Genomic DNA, 15,014 nt, shown 5'->3' with positions numbered 1-15,014 from the left:
CGATAAAAGGAATCTATGGATTTATTGAGCGAAAAGTTACAAAGTTCGGATCAGGGGCAAAGGTAGATTGTCCCAAGGAGTTCCTTGACAGGAAGGTTTATCTAATAATAACTAGGGACAAGGAATAGTGTCCCACACTCCCTATTGAAGAAACATTTCCTTTGCTTAACTTGTATATTTCCCATATCAATATGGTAAATGATAAATCTAATGTAACCGTTTCAAAACCAATATAAAGGTATATGCATACAGATCAATATGGAAGGGAATCAGGAAGATTTCTTTGACTTAGACGATTTCGAATTGAAAGGAAAGACCATACTTTTGAGGCTTGATCTTAACTCGCCCATTCATCCCATAACCGGTGAAATAATGAGTGACACCAGGTTTCACTCTCATATTAAGACAATAAACAGGTTGAAGGATTCGAAGGTTGTAATACTTGCACACCAGAGCAGACCTGGAAAATATGACTTTGTCTCTCTAAAGGAGCACGCAAGAGTTTTGCAGAGAATTTTAGGGAGAAACGTAAAATTTGTGGATTCCCTCTTTGGGAGTGAGGCTATAAGGGCAATTCAATCCATGAAAAATGGAGACATAATAATGCTGGAAAATACAAGATTCTATTCAGAGGATGTGGTTCTGGACACAAATGATTTGGAAGTGATGGAAAAGACAAATTTCGTAAAAAATTTATCAGCAGTTTCTGATTATTTTGTGAATGATGCATTTCCCGCCATACACAGGAATCAGACATCTCTGACAGGATTTACAAGAATGATTCCAAACATTGCAGGACTTCTAATTCAGACTGAAACTTCCTCGTTGAATGAATTTTTAAACAGGAAAAATGGGAAAAAAATCGCTATCCTTGCAGGTTCTAAAATTGAGGATTCAATTGCTGTTTCCAAATCATTCCTTGAAAAAAACATAACTCAGGAAATAATCGTGGGTGGTGTTGTGGCAAATGCATTTCTTTGGGCCTCCGGAAAGGATATAGGCCAGAAAAACAGGGACTTTATCATAAAAAATAACAAGAAGCATGAGACGCTCATAAAAACGTGCAAAGAACTTATTGAAATTTATGGAGATAAGATAGTAATGCCTGAAGACTTCATACTTAATCCTTCAAGGTCCAGAGTTCATTATCTCGATAAAATACCCAATGATCAGATACTTGCAGATATAGGTCCGGATAGCATTGCACTGTTCTCTGAGAAGATTCGGGAGGCATCTGCCATTTTCATAAATGGGCCAATGGGAATGTATGAGCTTGATGATTACAGTAGTGGAACCTATGAAATACTGAAGGAAGTAGCTAATGCAGAGGCGATGAAAATAGCGGGAGGAGGACACACCATATCGGCCATTGAAAACTTAAAGATTCAGGACAAAATTGACCATATATCAACGGGAGGAGGGGCACTCATAAGTTATTTATCCGGTGAACCAATGCCAGTCCTGGAAGCTCTGAAAAACAGCAGAAAACATTTCAGGGAGATGAAATAGATGGAAAATAATAATCAAATAGAACAGGAAATTGAATTCCTTGAATCGTTCATTAATGCCTCTGAAAAACAGATCAGCATTTTAACTCAGGGGATGGAAGATTATGGAAAAGCACTGGCAATTCTTCAGTCAAAGGAAATCGATGAAGCATCGGAGACTCTTATTTCCATTGGTGGGGGAGTATTTTCCAAGGGAAAAATTGAGAAGTCTGGCAACGTCCTTGTTGCAATAGGGTCTGACCTGTTTATAGAAGAGGAAAGTTCAAAGGCTGAGCTGAGATTGAGAACCCTCATAGAGGAGGTCAGAAAATCAATTGAAAATCTGAATAATCAGAGATACGATGCAGTAAGAAGGTATCAGGCAATTATTTCTGCAATAAATAATTCAAGAAACGGACAAGATGTCGCTAAGAGATAAACTCAGGAATATTTTTTCAGGAAGATCAGATTTTTTAAGAATCGAAGAACTGGAGGATGAATTCTTCAACGTCCTCCTTGAATCTGATGTGAGTATTGAAACCACAGAGTATATACTCCAGGAGTTCAAAAAAAGGGCAAAGGAAAAAAAGCGGATGAAAAGGGATGAGGCCATGAATCTTCTCAAGGAAATCCTCTTAAGAATCCTCAATGAGGCAAAGAAAGACTTTGATTTTCTGGGTCAGGAAAAGAAGCCTTTTATCATACTATTTATTGGAATTAACGGCACAGGAAAAACCACAACCGTCGGAAAACTTTCCAATTACCTGCTTAACAATGGGAAGACTGTTGCCATGGGGGCATCAGACACCTTCCGAGCAGGGGCCATAGATCAGTTAAAAATTCACGGTGAAAATCTGGGTGTAAGGGTTATTTATCAAGGCATGGGAAGTGATCCTGCTGCGGTTGCATACGATACAATTGAACACGCCAGGGCCAGGAAACTTGATTACGCCATAATTGACACTGCAGGAAGAATGCAAACAAACAGGAACCTTATGGAAGAAATGAAGAAGATAAAGAGAATATCAAAACCTGACCTGACAATACTCACAGTGGATGCAATGGCGGCAAATGATGCAATCGAGCAGGCCTCTACATTCAAGAAAGAGATAGGTTTTGACGGTTTAATTCTGAACAAGATGGATACAGATGCTCGTGGAGGGGCCATATTCTCAATTGCACATCAGTTCCAGAAACCCATATACTTCATTGGAGTGGGACAAAGTATGGAAGATCTGATACCCTATGATCCACATTACATAATTAATAAGATATTTTCATAATTACTTTATCTGAGACATTATTTTTGCCACTTCCATGGGTGCAAGTTCAGTGGTTATAAGTGGTATGTTTTCCACATCTGACAGTCGAATAGCAAGCTCATCAACACGATCTGCCTGAATGTAAACCACTGCAGCCGGCTTGAGAGGATGTACACGTATTGCAATCATGGGGCTTCTTCCCATTTTAACTTCCGTAAAGAATATGACTCTTTGACTTGACCAGCCGTAAAGTAAACTGTATTCTGAATATGAAAAGGAAAGAATGGCCTTGACACCGTTCACAATTGTGTATCCTCTTACGTATCTGTTCAAATCAGCGGAGGATGTAGCCTTGCCTTCTATACGACTTATTACGTTCTTAAGATTTACATCCCTGTGATAGTCCCCGATATCTATGAGGGCTTCATAGGGAACCCCGGAATTGTATCTCCTCAGAATTGAACCGCCGTGCTCCTTCTCTATTGCAATCAAAGCATATACAAACTTTCTTATTGTGCTGATTCCAGGTGACTTTCGTCTTCCAGATTCGTAATCAGTGATCATTGACAGGGGGACATCCATCTCTCTGGCCAGTTCAGTCTTGGTAATTAGAAACTCCTCTCTCCACTTTTGAAGAGTTTTTCCAAAATTATCTGAAAGAGCTATTTCTCCTGCAATCTTCTCTTCAATGTCCATTATTCTCCCAATTTAACATACTATAAAAAAATGACGAAATAGTATTCGTCAAATGACTAAATCTTTTGCCCGTGGAGTATGGATTTCATGAGGAGACTCATATGACCTGCCTCCTGCATCCTCCTAACCGAATATTGGATCCACTTCTTTCCAAAGGGAATGTAGGAAAAGGTCTTCTCCCCAGCCTTTTGAAGTTGTATGAGGTACTGGTTCCTTATTCCGTTAAGCATTGCATACCATACCTCTTTCTTCTTTTCCTTATTGATCTCTCTGGCTTTTTCTATTATCTTATCATCGTGACTTGCAATCATAAACTTCTTTGCATTGTCGAAAAGGTATTTCATTATCTCAACATAATTCTTATCTATGTCTTCTTTTGTCTTGTATGCAACAGTTTCAGGCTCTGTATATGCACCCTTTACCAATCTTACTGTTCCACCCTTTTCAGTTAATCTTTTCACATCATCGTAGGTTCTCTTAAGATATGCCTGGACACAGAGACCTATATTCTCATTGGGCAACTGAGACTCATAAAGTTCTATTGTATTGTCAACAAGTTCCGATTCCTCCATATCAACCCAGGTGAATATACCCTTTTCACCTGCAAGTTTGACAATCTCTGAAAAGTTCTTTTTTGCCATATCAAGACTGACTGAGAGGCCAATTTGGGTTGGCTTTACGGATATTTGAGTTAGTGGATCGTTTTTCTTTACCTTTCTGAGTATTTCCCGGTAGTTGTCCATGGCATCTTTTATGTCCTTCTGATCTGTCAGAGCTTCACCTAAGTAGTTCATTATAGCACCGATTCCAAGCCTATTGAATCTTTTGCCTCTTTCAATAACATCGTCAACTGTTGGTCCCGCAATCCATCTTCCTGCTACAAGTTTTTCCATAAAACCGTTGAACATAAAATTCGATCACTGGATGTTTTACGAAGATTTATTCTTTTATTTGTGTTATATGCCCTACATAAAAAAAATTTATTATGAAAATTGAATGAAACCTTCCTCATATTAATGCTATTTCATGGGGAATTGAACCTTTATATGTTAGTATGCTTAATTTGCTGTAATTTCAAAGGACCCTTTACATTCCTTAATTCTCCTCCATTCTAAAATATTTTATCTATGTTATCCATTCCGTTTATGTATATTGTTATGTAGACTACCATTCTGATGAGAAAATGCCCAGACGGAAATCCCCCTATGATCCCTGCATAAGGTGTCTCTGAATATTGAAAAACTTCCAATTTAAAGTTGTCAGGCGGCACCATTATGCAAAGGGAAAGCAGAGGCGGATAGAGGAAGACATTAAAGGAATTAACCTTAAAACGGCGTGCCTAAATAAGCAGATTTTAAGAATGTACAATTTTAATTTACTCCTCTTTGCTTTTCTGCCGGGGTGCTAAAATACTAAGTAAGACCATGGCAAGGATCACAAACGGAATTAAATAGTTCTTCTCATCTGTATAACCAAAATTGGTAAAAAAAATCATCCACTCCATTAGTGAATAAAATATAATCGACATAATAAAAATACCCAATATTGCCTTATATCTGAAAGAGCTTAATTCCGAATATTTTATATTTTTAACGAGATAATCCTTATTTTTTATCAGTTTCCGCATCCCGAATAAAGCAGCAACAATCAATAAAATTGGTAATATTAGCAGGCAAAGGTGTAAAAATGAAGTGATGCTCATTTCTTCACCTCATGAAGCAGTTCCCCACGAATTCCATCCTATTTTACTAGACAAGGCTTGGGCTTCTCCTGCAAGTGCACTTGCAACTATGTTCCATGCAGGGTTATTGCTAACCACGGGAATATATGGAAAAATTGATACTGTGCCTTTATTCGTATAACCGTTCCAGGAAAATGACGATAAAAGAATTCCAACTACTATGATCCATGGATAGTAGAAATTTACGCTGTAATATTCCCAGATAAACTTCGGTTCTCCGCTCAATGGGTTTGCATATGTGGAATCATACATTGTGTGTAATTGATTACCCATGTAACTCTGAACAAAACTAATTGCAAATCCCGCAGACACTAATATTGCAGTAATCTCTGCAAAAAAGGCGCTGGATAATGCACCGATGCCATAATATGCGCCTACGCCCCCAAGTGCGGTAAAAATATAACTTGCAATGTTACTCCATCCTATTAAGGTTTGAATTGTATTGTACTCCTGATTGTACCATGACTGCGCAGTCTTACCTACAAAGAGTATGTTTATTGTATCATGTTCACCATAGTTTAGCCTGCCCCAGTGACCAGCCCATGGAGCATACCATGGTCCGGGATACCACCATGATATGCTGAAATAATTTACAGACACCATTGTGAACTCACCTGTCCACCTGGGAAATCCTCTGGGATAGGATGCTGTTGAGGCCTTAGTGACAAAATACCTTGAATTGTTTGATGATAATGTTAAAACTGTGTTTACCGGAATTTTAGGATGCTCTCTTATGTAATTGATAAATTTGAGTCCTGCTTCCCTGTTTTCCTTTCTGAATCTGATCTTTTCCATATTGGTAATCTTGTTGATCATACTTATGGCTGAAGGATTTTTCTCAAGGAATTTTGGAAACAACATCTCAACCTCTGAATTTTCGGAAATTATTGAATTAATGTCCTTTCTTTCAAACATGGTATTAGAGTGTTCCCTGTTCATAAGCCATGAATTGAATAGGTTAGATAAATTATCTGAAATGTTTGAAGGATTCTGAATCATGTAATTTCCCTTTCAGATTTGATCCGACACAGAAAATACATGGTTATGGTTGGTATGGGTTATAACCGAACCCTGAATAGATATACCTAAAAACATAACAACCACACATACTGCCGCTACTTCGAGCAAGTTCTTGCGTTTGTTCATATGTGCAGAATAATTGTATACATATGTATATTTCTATGATTATTTTTAAAAAGATTTTGAATAATATACATTATATCTGAAATATTAAACATTCTAGTGTTTAAACAGGAAGGATAATCTCGATCTTTTCATCTTAGCGTCGTCATCTGGGCATTCATAAAGTTACAGTAACAAGACAAATTAATCATGGCATGGGAGAGATAAGGAAGAAGAATAGGAATGGCATCCAATATTATTAAGAGACAATATCATATTAATACGAGGAGAGAAAGAACACAAAATATAACAGTAAATATCTTGAAAAGCACAAGGAATTGGGTGCAAAAAATGTCAACAATTTCTTCAGTAAAATTATATAAGTCAGGTATCCTGAATTTGTCACATGGATTCATACCATCGATAAGTTACATCTGAACCCCATACTTACAGACGGGCTTTACGTGGATAATACACCATCAGATACATCCGTGGAAATGAAAATGGTGAGAAAGCAAATAACTCTCACGAACTCCCCGGACTGGTAAGATTTCTCTTTTCTATCTATGAAGAGTGATATTGATCTCACCGCACTAAACTTAAGCCTGCAGTTGTATGGAATTGATATAAGAAATATTGAGAAACGTTTTGATGGAAAACTTTTCAGCCCATAGATCGGGAATCTCCCTTCTGTATGACATAACTTTCATAGCATCCTTACAAATCCCCCAATGTTCAAATATGGACGCACAAAGGATAACAAGGAATAGAAGCAGGTAAGCTTTTCCCTTGTAAGGGAAAGGGAGAATGAAAAACAGGTGATGTTTGTCTGAGTCCGGGAAGTCTAAGGGATGCTAAAACAGTGAAGAATAAACTAAAAAGGACATATCATTCGGCGTCGAAAAGAAATGCATCACACTTTACAGAGACTTATGCTTTCTGGACCAATTCAATATCATGAAGATTTTCCCTGCAGGTAGATTTTTATAAGATGCCTATTAGAAATAATTTTCACATCTTTTGATAAATTGTTTTGGCATTTCAGGTTTTTCCTCCATTCCTTTTAATTTCCATTTACAAATTACAATATGATTTCACGAACATGGTCATATAAATATGAACCTAACCAAATTTTAAAGCAGAATGCCTCAATATGTTCTTAATTATGGATACCATGAAAAATTGCGACATGTTAAGAATTAAGACATTTGATTTCCCCATAAACAATTTTACTGAATCTAAAAATTGTCCTTCGAAAACCTTATCCTTAGACTATTATGGGTGTGATAGTGAACAATAGAATTTACCCCGCCCTCCTGATTCTTTCAGCCATTTCACTTTCCATTGGAGGTTATTCCCTTTATGCGGGAAGGCTTGTTCCATTTTTTCTTACTATCCTGACTGTTGTAGCAATAGGGGTGCTGGTGATACTTTCAATAATTATGATTATCTATGAAAACAAAAAGCTGCGCATCGTTGGTGTAATTCTGGCCATAGTATCTATTATAACCTCTTTGAATTCGTCCCATATTTCTGCGCTGCTTGAATTTGGTAGCAATTTTTATCTTTCAATAGCAGACGTAACAATGATAACTGGGTTTTTTCTCTTCCCCACAATTTATATTATTGTATTTTTAATGAACTACGTCAAAGATGGTGGTCATGATTAATGGTTTAATAACTGCAGCAGGGCTTGGAACAAGATCCGGTCTGGATGGAAAGTTTAGAAAAGAAATGCTTTCTCTCTATGATATCAGGGACGGAAAGATCGTTCTTAGACCTGTTATTGATATAGTAATATTCAGAATGAAGAATGCAGGAATTAGAAGAATTGCGGTGATTTTAAACAGAAGTGACAGAATCACCTATGATTACATAAACCGTGAATTTCCGGAAGTCGAGATAATTTACCAGGATAAGCCCGATGGATTTGGAAATGCCGTTTATATGGGCAGAGAACTATTTAAAGAAGGTTGCCTTCTCAATGCAGGAGATGGTTTTATCCTTGATCCTTCCTACTACAAGAATCTGATAAAAGGTGAAGAATCTAAACTGACTTTATTTGAGGTTGAAAATCCGGAACACTATGGTAATGCAAAGATAAATGATAAGACAGGAGTTGTGGAGGAAGTTATTGAAAAACCCCCTAATCCCCTATCAAAACTTGCCCTGGCTGCTGTTTATTATTTTAAAGAGCCATTTTATGAATTTCTGGATGTTGAGAGAGTTGAATTTACAGATTATATAAGAAATGCATTACTGAATAACTACAGTATCAAATATAATATAATCAAAAGGGAAGAATGGGTTAGCGTTGGTAAGGTTGAAAACTATGTAAAAAGTGTGGAAAAAACTTACAAATATTTTAAAAATTTTGTGACTACTTAATGATTTTTCTGTAAGCTTCTGCGCCTATTAGGGCCAGAACCACTATGATTATACCTGCAATTGCACCATAAGAATAGTACAGAAGTCCAGGAATCTTTGAGAATGTTACTGATTCCTTTAGTTCTGAGAAGTACATGGTAACATTTCCCGATGGTGATGATGTTTGATAACCGGCTGGTGCCGTTACATTGTAATCATACGTTCCAGTCATGACAAGAAAGCCCACTGAGTTGCCAGTTGTATTGTTATATGAATTTCCAAGCTGTACCCCCCACTTGAGACCTGAAGGGAGACCTGACTCATTGAATATTACCCAATCATATGAATTGTTCTGGAACTGATAGGTGTCATTTGTGAATCCGTAATAGGAGTTGTTAAAAGCTCCACCAAACAGTACTACCGTATTATTTGCGCCATAGACTGAAAGAGATTGACCATACTTGGCAGAGGGTGCCTTTATATTGAGCATTTGCCATTGATTGGCACTGTTGAATATATATGTGACGTTAGATGGATTTCCGTTACTTGTAACTCCACCATATAAGAGAGTAAAATTGTTAAAGCTGAAGTAATTTAGAGATGAAAATGCCAGAGCTGGAGGATTTTCAGTACTTTTAACCTTTGACCACGTTAATGACGTTGTATTAAGGATATAGGTTGAATTACTATAAGAACCGTTGAAGCCACCATACAATAGCAGATTTCCATTGGGCAATTCACTCATTGCCGTACCTTCCATAGCTGGAGGTACAGTCCCTTTCGTGGTAAGTTTTGACCATGCATTGTCCTTAAAAAGCCATGTTGAATTTGAGTACCCGCTGGAGGTTTTTCCACCAAAAAGAACAATTCCCTTAATTATGGGTGAATAGGCCATAGAGCTGAAGGCTCTAGCGGATGGGGCCAAAGTTAGACCTTTTAAAGGCGTCCATGTAAGTCCGGTAAATATCCATGTGTAGTTGAAGAGTGTGCCATTGTTTTCTCCCCCAAATAACACAATACTTTCACCTCTTGGATAATATGAAGTAGCGGATCCAGCCATCTGAGGTATGGAACTTTGACTTGTAAGCCTTGACCATTGACCACTCTGGTAAACCCATGTCTGGTTAGAGTACGCCTTTACGACCTGAAAAGTCTTCTTTCCACTTTTATTGAAGCTGAGATTTAGCATTGTCTGACCGCCAAATAGTACAACTTCCTGTGATGGGATAAAACATGACATTGTTCCGTTACTGATGGGCATTGGGCCAGCTACAGATGTGTCGTTCATCCACTGATATTTATAAACTGTTCTATTGTACTGATACTGCGGAGTTGCAGATATTCCGTGTTGCGCACTCACAGGTACACCAGACGAAAGGAATGAAAAAGCAAACACTATCACGGTCAGAACTGTAACAGTTCCAACCAGAAATTTGTTGATCTTACTCCGGTTTAACTTATGAGACATTGACCTTAAATTGTTAATTCATTAATAAATATTCCATAAAATTTGCATTTTGATCTTAATAAAGAACCCATGCAATCTAACCTTAAATCTTCCTTTAATTTTCTCTATAGGCTTATTACTATGGTAAAAGTCAACCTATTTTCATTTTTATTATAACGCTCACAGTTTGAAGAAAATTTGAAGAATAATAAGAACTTATTTTGCGAGTCCGGAACTTTCCTTCCAAAGTGTCTTTGGAGTTACCCTTTCTCTGTATCGTTCTGCATTTTGCCTGAACTTCTCCACATCGGATATTATATCCTTAAGATCTTCCCTCAAATTTCTTGCAGGCTTATATCCTAGCTCCTTCAGCTTCTTATGCTCAGGATTGTAATAATGCTGATCCTTTTCCAGCCTTGGATTTGGAACGTGGCTTATCTCTATAGTCCTTCCAAGCATCTTTTCTCCACTTTCCTTCACAAAACTGGCGATTTCGTTTATGGAATAATGCTCATCGAACTGGTTGTATACCCTATATTCACCATCTGCAGCGGGTTTTTCCAAACCAAGTGTGAGGCAGGTAATGCTATCTTCCAATGAAAGAAAACCCCTGCGCTGATCTCCTTTACCATAGGCAGTTATTGGCATTCCGAGAACTGCCTGAGTACAAAATCTATTCAAGGCAGTTCCCCAGACCTCGTCGATGTCAAATCTTGTATAAAGTCCAGAGTCCTTAATTTCCTTTGTTCTTGTACCGTATACGACACCCTGCATTACATCGGTTATTCTCAGTCCCCAGAGACGATTTGCAAACATCAAATTATTTGAATCATGAACTTTGCTCCAGTGATACCAGGAACCGGCAGACTTTGGGAATGGAAGCGTATCTTTTCTGCCATTATATTCAATTTCAAAGAAACCCTCTGGGATATCTATATTGGGCGTTCCATATTCTCCCATTGTACCAAGTTTAAGTAAGTGCGCCTTTGGTACCAGGTCTTTCATTGCATATACAAGATTAATTGTTCCACCCATATTCTGTAACAGGGTCTCTCTTGCCTGTTTGAGTCCTATCATTGAATATGGTGCTGATCTCTGTTCTGCTAAATGAACAATGGAATCAGGGAGTTCTTTTTTGATTACAGAATATATAAAGTCTGGATCGTTTACATCTCCCTGGTAATATGAAATCTTTTCCTTAAAAAAATTGGCTGCATCATCAATCCTCCTGTTTATTTCTCCTATGGGAGTTATGGAACCTGAACCAACTTCTTCTACTCTCTTTCTCGTATAAAGGGAATCCACACCGACTAATTCATGTCCTTTGTTTAAAAGCCTCAATGCCAGTGCCCATCCAATATATCCATCAATTCCCAGGATCGCTACCTTCATGATTATGGGTAAAGGTTTTTTAAATAATAATTTAATCTTCTTTCACATTCATTGAACATATAAGACTATCTCCGTGATTTGGTGCCAAATCATAGGAGTATAATTATGTGGCATATGGTTTAAACCTCCACAAGTCTCTTTTATATTAACCATTTTGGCTTCTTATATTTAAAAGGGAATAACAATATAATCTATCAAGAAATTCCCTATACATGAGATCAAAAATTTCTGTAATAGGCGCCGGAAATGTAGGTGCAACAGTTGCTCAGTTTCTCTCTATTCAGGATCTTGGAGATATTTATCTCTTTGATGTAGTAGATGGAAAGCCAGAGGGAGAGGCTCTGGATATGATGGAGGGAACTCCACACTGGGGTGTTGACAATAATATAAAGGGATTTACTACCACAAATCCTGAAAACTATTCTCATCTTAAGGGATCTGATGTTATAGTGGTCACGGCCGGTCTCGCAAGGAAGCCGGGAATGAGCAGAGATGACCTTCTTGTGAAGAACATAGGTATAATTAAGGATGTGGCAGAAAACGTAAAAAAATACTCACCGGAGTCCATAATTGTTATGGTATCAAATCCAGCTGATACAATGGCTTATGCTTTCCAGAAGGTCAGTGGAATAGATCCTAAAAGAATAATTGGTCTCGGGGGATCCCTGGACAGTGCCAGGTTTAGAACTTTCATAGCCATGGAACTTGGAGTTTCAGTTAAGGATGTAAATGCATTCGTTGTAGGTGGGCATGGAGATGATATGGTTCCATTTATAAGATATTCGAGTGTTGCAGGAATGCCTATTTCCACACTTCTTTCCAAGGAAAAGATAGATGAGATAGTAAAAAGGACGAGGTTTGGAGGAGGAGAAATAGTTGATCTGCTTAAAACAGGAAGCGCATACTATGCTCCAGGTATATCAATCACCGCAATGGTAGAATCCATTATCAAGGATAAGAAGAGGGTAATTCCATGTGCTGCATATATGGATGATGAGAATGCTAAGCACTATTCCGCTAAGGGTCTGTTTATAGGAGTGCCAATTAAGATCGGAAAGGAAGGAGTGGAACATATCTATAAGATCGACTTCAATGAAGAGGAAAAGGTGTTGTGGAACAAAACAGTCGAATCTGTAAAGAAAAACGGAGAAAGGGTTGATGCTGTCCTTTCACAGCACTAAAACTTTCTTATATTAGTTTGTTAATTTTTTCTCTTTGAGATATTCGATGTAAAATTCTGGATATTCTTCGTATTGTATAGGATCAACAAATCCTGATTCCATAAAGCCCTTTAACCTTAAAAGGCATGAATCGCATTTTCCACAAGCCTTACTTCCACCTTCATAGCAGGAGTGAGTGAGTTCATATGGTGCCTTGAGATTCATTCCCATCTTGATTATTTCAGCCTTTGACATTCTCTGAAGAGGGGCAAGTATTTTCAGGTTCTGTCTTCTTGAGAGACCAAGTCTCAGTGACCTTTCCATGGAGGATATGAACTCAGGTCTGCAATCGGGATAACCTGAATAATCCACAGCGTTTACACCGATCATAATAGTGTCTATGTCATCAATATCTGCATAAGCTCCTGCTATTGATAGAAACACTATGTTTCTGGCAGGTACATATGTGTTCGGCACTTCCTCACGTCCTATTTTCCCCTCCTCCACATCAATATTGCTTGTAAGGGAACTACCGCCAATCTGGGTAAGGTCTATCTTAAAAACTCTTCTCTCTATACCGTAATGTTCTGCGATTTTCTTTGAAGATTCCAGTTCTATTCTGTGTCTCTGACCATAATCAAAACTGATTCCAATGACATCGTATCCCTCTGAAATTGCGTAAGCCAGCACTGTTGTGGAATCCAGACCACCCGACATAAGAACGATTGCTTTCATCTTAGATCCTCTTCCCATGTGGCCTTTTGCCCTGGCCCCTCATATACTGAGAACTCAATTTTTTTAACGTTCTCCCCCAGCTGTACTTTTTTGATTAACAGACCAGTCATGTATCTTGCAAGTTCCTCGCTGGAACTATGCATTACGTCACAGAGGTATACAAACTCGGCAGGAACCGACATTTCGAAGGTTTCATACTTGATATGATAATTCGATCCTTCAACTTTATACTCAATGCCTTCGCCATTAACCGGAAGTATAAGTTTATGATCCACTTCTTCCAGCATCTGCCTTAGTTCCCTTTTTATCTGAACAAAATCTGCCACCATTCCATTTTTCAATTCGCCTGATAGTTTAACATCGATTGCGTAATCGTGCCCGTGAAGTCTACGGCATTTTGCGTGTTCTGGTATAAAATGAGCAGCAGAAAATTTCAAATTTGTCTCCCATCCGTCAATAAATATACTCATCATTTTTTGTTCCTCCTCGATCTAATTTTTTCCCACTGGTCCTCTGAAAGCATGGACAAATCATTGAACTGACCTGCCCCTCTCAAAAATTCCCCACCGTCAATCCTTATTACCTCACCGTTTATAAAAGATGAATAATCACTGAGCAGGAATGCTGCCAATTCTGATATTTCTTTGGTATTTCCCAGCCTTTTCATTGGGTTCTTATTAATAAGGTAATCCTCGAATGACTGATCAGGTATCAGATTTTTCCATGCTCCTTCTGTTTTAAATGGCCCAGGAGCAATCCCATTGGCCCTTATTCCCTTTGGCCCCCATTCAACTGCAATGCTTTTTGTAAAGGCACTTAGTCCTCCTTTTGCTGCGGCGGATGGTATCACAAAACCTGAACCTGTTTCTGCGTATGTTGTTAATATACTGAGAACAGTGCCCTTTCTTTTGTTTTCTATCCATTTTTTGGCTGCTTCCAAAGTGATATTTATAGAACCATTCAATACGATGTTTATCACTGAAAGAAATGCGTTCATTGAAAGGTCTTCTGTTTTGGATATGAAATTACCGGCCGCATTGTTTACAAGACCATCTATCCCGTATGACAGAAAAAGATCATCAATTATTTTTCTTACGGTCTCATATTCCCTTATATCTACTGAGAAAAAATCGCACTCTGCGCTCAGGTCTACAATTTGTGATTTGGCCTTTTCTAGTTTTTCCCTATCCCTTCCGAGTATGTAAATACCTGCACCATAGGATGCCAGTGTCTTAGAAATTTCCAACCCAAGTCCACTACCTCCACCGGTAATAAGGTAGAATTTTCCCTTAAATGGTGTTCCCCCTAACATGCAACTCCATGCTTTACAAAGCCTTAAATTTTACATTAAACTCATAACTAAATTTGTGTTCATCATTTTCTTATCACAAATGCCTGAAATCGAAACAAATAGAATAACATTTTATGATTTCAATTAATTACCAAAAATAATATACTTATTAGACGTGACTTTACATCTATTTTAATTTTGTAGACCTCCCAATATGATTTTCAGGCTGTTTTTCTAAACCACTATTGTGGGTGCACTACTATTTCAATACCTGATCAAGTTTCATGATCATTCCAATCTTCCTTCCCGTTTCT

At 37.9% G+C, this 15,014-nt stretch carries 15 protein-coding genes; 7 read left to right on the top strand and 8 right to left on the bottom strand.

Features of this window, described 5'->3' with window-relative positions; translation table 11 throughout:
* Positions 1–2: 2 nt before the first annotated feature.
* The 4 genes from ACNF42_RS07450 to ftsY all read left to right on the top strand — a co-directional run bounded on the left by ACNF42_RS07450 (position 3) and on the right by ftsY (position 2,770).
* Positions 3–128: a DUF2080 family transposase-associated protein gene (locus tag ACNF42_RS07450; RefSeq protein WP_443340121.1), complete on the top strand. Its 126-nt coding sequence runs from the start codon at positions 3–5 to the stop codon at positions 126–128.
* Between the two features lie 130 nt (positions 129–258).
* On the top strand, positions 259–1,509 hold the full coding sequence (locus ACNF42_RS07445) for a phosphoglycerate kinase (RefSeq protein ID WP_443340120.1): 1,251 nt from the start codon (positions 259–261) through the stop codon (positions 1,507–1,509).
* Positions 1,510–1,926, top strand: a complete 417-nt coding sequence (gene pfdA / locus ACNF42_RS07440; RefSeq protein WP_443340119.1) for a prefoldin subunit alpha — start codon at positions 1,510–1,512, stop codon at positions 1,924–1,926. It begins immediately after the preceding gene.
* Entirely contained in the window at positions 1,910–2,770 is an 861-nt protein-coding gene (gene ftsY / locus ACNF42_RS07435) for a signal recognition particle-docking protein FtsY (RefSeq protein WP_443340118.1), read from the top strand. The genes pfdA and ftsY overlap by 17 nt, the downstream gene beginning before the upstream one ends.
* On the opposite strand, the gene ACNF42_RS07430 is transcribed toward ftsY, so the two are convergent.
* From ACNF42_RS07430 to ACNF42_RS07420, 3 genes are all read right to left on the bottom strand, one after another.
* On the bottom strand, positions 2,771–3,445 hold the full coding sequence (locus ACNF42_RS07430; RefSeq protein ID WP_443340117.1) for a helix-turn-helix domain-containing protein: 675 nt from the start codon (positions 3,443–3,445) through the stop codon (positions 2,771–2,773).
* Between the two features lie 56 nt (positions 3,446–3,501).
* Positions 3,502–4,353, bottom strand: coding sequence for a proline dehydrogenase family protein (locus ACNF42_RS07425; RefSeq protein ID WP_443340116.1), 852 nt, complete (start codon positions 4,351–4,353; stop codon positions 3,502–3,504).
* Between the two features lie 803 nt (positions 4,354–5,156).
* Complete coding sequence (locus tag ACNF42_RS07420; RefSeq protein WP_443340115.1) at positions 5,157–6,185, bottom strand: hypothetical protein; 1,029 nt, start codon at positions 6,183–6,185, stop codon at positions 5,157–5,159.
* A gap of 1,412 nt (positions 6,186–7,597) precedes the next feature.
* On the opposite strand from ACNF42_RS07420, the gene ACNF42_RS07415 reads away from it, so the two are divergent.
* Together ACNF42_RS07415 and ACNF42_RS07410 are read left to right on the top strand one after the other, a co-directional pair.
* Complete coding sequence (locus ACNF42_RS07415) at positions 7,598–7,978, top strand: hypothetical protein (protein WP_443340114.1); 381 nt, start codon at positions 7,598–7,600, stop codon at positions 7,976–7,978.
* Positions 7,971–8,696: a sugar phosphate nucleotidyltransferase gene (locus ACNF42_RS07410; protein WP_443340113.1), complete on the top strand. Its 726-nt coding sequence runs from the start codon at positions 7,971–7,973 to the stop codon at positions 8,694–8,696. The genes ACNF42_RS07415 and ACNF42_RS07410 overlap by 8 nt, the downstream gene beginning before the upstream one ends.
* Here ACNF42_RS07410 and ACNF42_RS07405 read toward each other — a convergent pair.
* Positions 8,689–10,143, bottom strand: a complete 1,455-nt coding sequence (locus ACNF42_RS07405) for a Kelch repeat-containing protein (RefSeq protein ID WP_443340112.1) — start codon at positions 10,141–10,143, stop codon at positions 8,689–8,691. The two genes, ACNF42_RS07410 and ACNF42_RS07405, sit on opposite strands and share 8 nt — an antisense overlap.
* Before the next feature lie 195 nt (positions 10,144–10,338).
* Positions 10,339–11,514, bottom strand: a complete 1,176-nt coding sequence (gene agl3, locus ACNF42_RS07400; protein ID WP_443340111.1) for a UDP-sulfoquinovose synthase — start codon at positions 11,512–11,514, stop codon at positions 10,339–10,341.
* A gap of 212 nt (positions 11,515–11,726) precedes the next feature.
* Between agl3 and mdh the strand changes: the two genes are divergently transcribed.
* A complete protein-coding gene (mdh, locus tag ACNF42_RS07395; protein WP_443340109.1) occupies positions 11,727–12,695 on the top strand; it encodes a malate dehydrogenase in 969 nt (322 codons plus the stop codon).
* A gap of 12 nt (positions 12,696–12,707) precedes the next feature.
* Here mdh and queC read toward each other — a convergent pair whose 3' ends face one another.
* From queC to ACNF42_RS07380, 3 genes are read right to left on the bottom strand one after another with little or no spacing between them, the layout of a single operon-like run.
* Positions 12,708–13,409: a 7-cyano-7-deazaguanine synthase QueC gene (gene queC / locus ACNF42_RS07390; RefSeq protein ID WP_443340107.1), complete on the bottom strand. Its 702-nt coding sequence runs from the start codon at positions 13,407–13,409 to the stop codon at positions 12,708–12,710.
* A complete protein-coding gene (locus ACNF42_RS07385) occupies positions 13,406–13,882 on the bottom strand; it encodes a 6-pyruvoyl trahydropterin synthase family protein (protein ID WP_443340106.1) in 477 nt (158 codons plus the stop codon). The genes queC and ACNF42_RS07385 overlap by 4 nt, the downstream gene beginning before the upstream one ends.
* Positions 13,879–14,721: an SDR family oxidoreductase gene (locus ACNF42_RS07380; RefSeq protein ID WP_443340105.1), complete on the bottom strand. Its 843-nt coding sequence runs from the start codon at positions 14,719–14,721 to the stop codon at positions 13,879–13,881. The genes ACNF42_RS07385 and ACNF42_RS07380 overlap by 4 nt, the downstream gene beginning before the upstream one ends.
* Positions 14,722–15,014 lie beyond the last annotated feature (293 nt).

This window comes from Cuniculiplasma thermophilum, from assembly GCF_052315355.1.
Lineage (GTDB): Archaea > Thermoplasmatota > Thermoplasmata > Thermoplasmatales > Thermoplasmataceae > Cuniculiplasma.
This window is presented reverse-complemented; position numbering and strand designations above follow the sequence as displayed.

What these genes read in the sequence shown, in the direction of transcription:
- ACNF42_RS07445 (WP_443340120.1), top strand. Translation starts at nt 259, where the DNA reads ATGGAAGGGAATCAGGAAGATTTCTTTGACTTAGACGATTTCGAATTG.
- pfdA (WP_443340119.1), top strand. Translation starts at nt 1,510, where the DNA reads ATGGAAAATAATAATCAAATAGAACAGGAAATTGAATTCCTTGAATCG.
- ftsY (WP_443340118.1), top strand. Translation starts at nt 1,910, where the DNA reads ATGTCGCTAAGAGATAAACTCAGGAATATTTTTTCAGGAAGATCAGAT.
- ACNF42_RS07430 (WP_443340117.1), bottom strand. Translation starts at nt 3,445, where the DNA reads ATGGACATTGAAGAGAAGATTGCAGGAGAAATAGCTCTTTCAGATAAT.
- ACNF42_RS07425 (WP_443340116.1), bottom strand. Translation starts at nt 4,353, where the DNA reads ATGTTCAACGGTTTTATGGAAAAACTTGTAGCAGGAAGATGGATTGCG.
- ACNF42_RS07420 (WP_443340115.1), bottom strand. Translation starts at nt 6,185, where the DNA reads ATGATTCAGAATCCTTCAAACATTTCAGATAATTTATCTAACCTATTC.
- ACNF42_RS07410 (WP_443340113.1), top strand. Translation starts at nt 7,971, where the DNA reads ATGATTAATGGTTTAATAACTGCAGCAGGGCTTGGAACAAGATCCGGT.
- ACNF42_RS07405 (WP_443340112.1), bottom strand. Translation starts at nt 10,143, where the DNA reads ATGTCTCATAAGTTAAACCGGAGTAAGATCAACAAATTTCTGGTTGGA.
- agl3 (WP_443340111.1), bottom strand. Translation starts at nt 11,514, where the DNA reads ATGAAGGTAGCGATCCTGGGAATTGATGGATATATTGGATGGGCACTG.
- mdh (WP_443340109.1), top strand. Translation starts at nt 11,727, where the DNA reads ATGAGATCAAAAATTTCTGTAATAGGCGCCGGAAATGTAGGTGCAACA.
- queC (WP_443340107.1), bottom strand. Translation starts at nt 13,409, where the DNA reads ATGAAAGCAATCGTTCTTATGTCGGGTGGTCTGGATTCCACAACAGTG.
- ACNF42_RS07385 (WP_443340106.1), bottom strand. Translation starts at nt 13,882, where the DNA reads ATGATGAGTATATTTATTGACGGATGGGAGACAAATTTGAAATTTTCT.
- ACNF42_RS07380 (WP_443340105.1), bottom strand. Translation starts at nt 14,721, where the DNA reads ATGTTAGGGGGAACACCATTTAAGGGAAAATTCTACCTTATTACCGGT.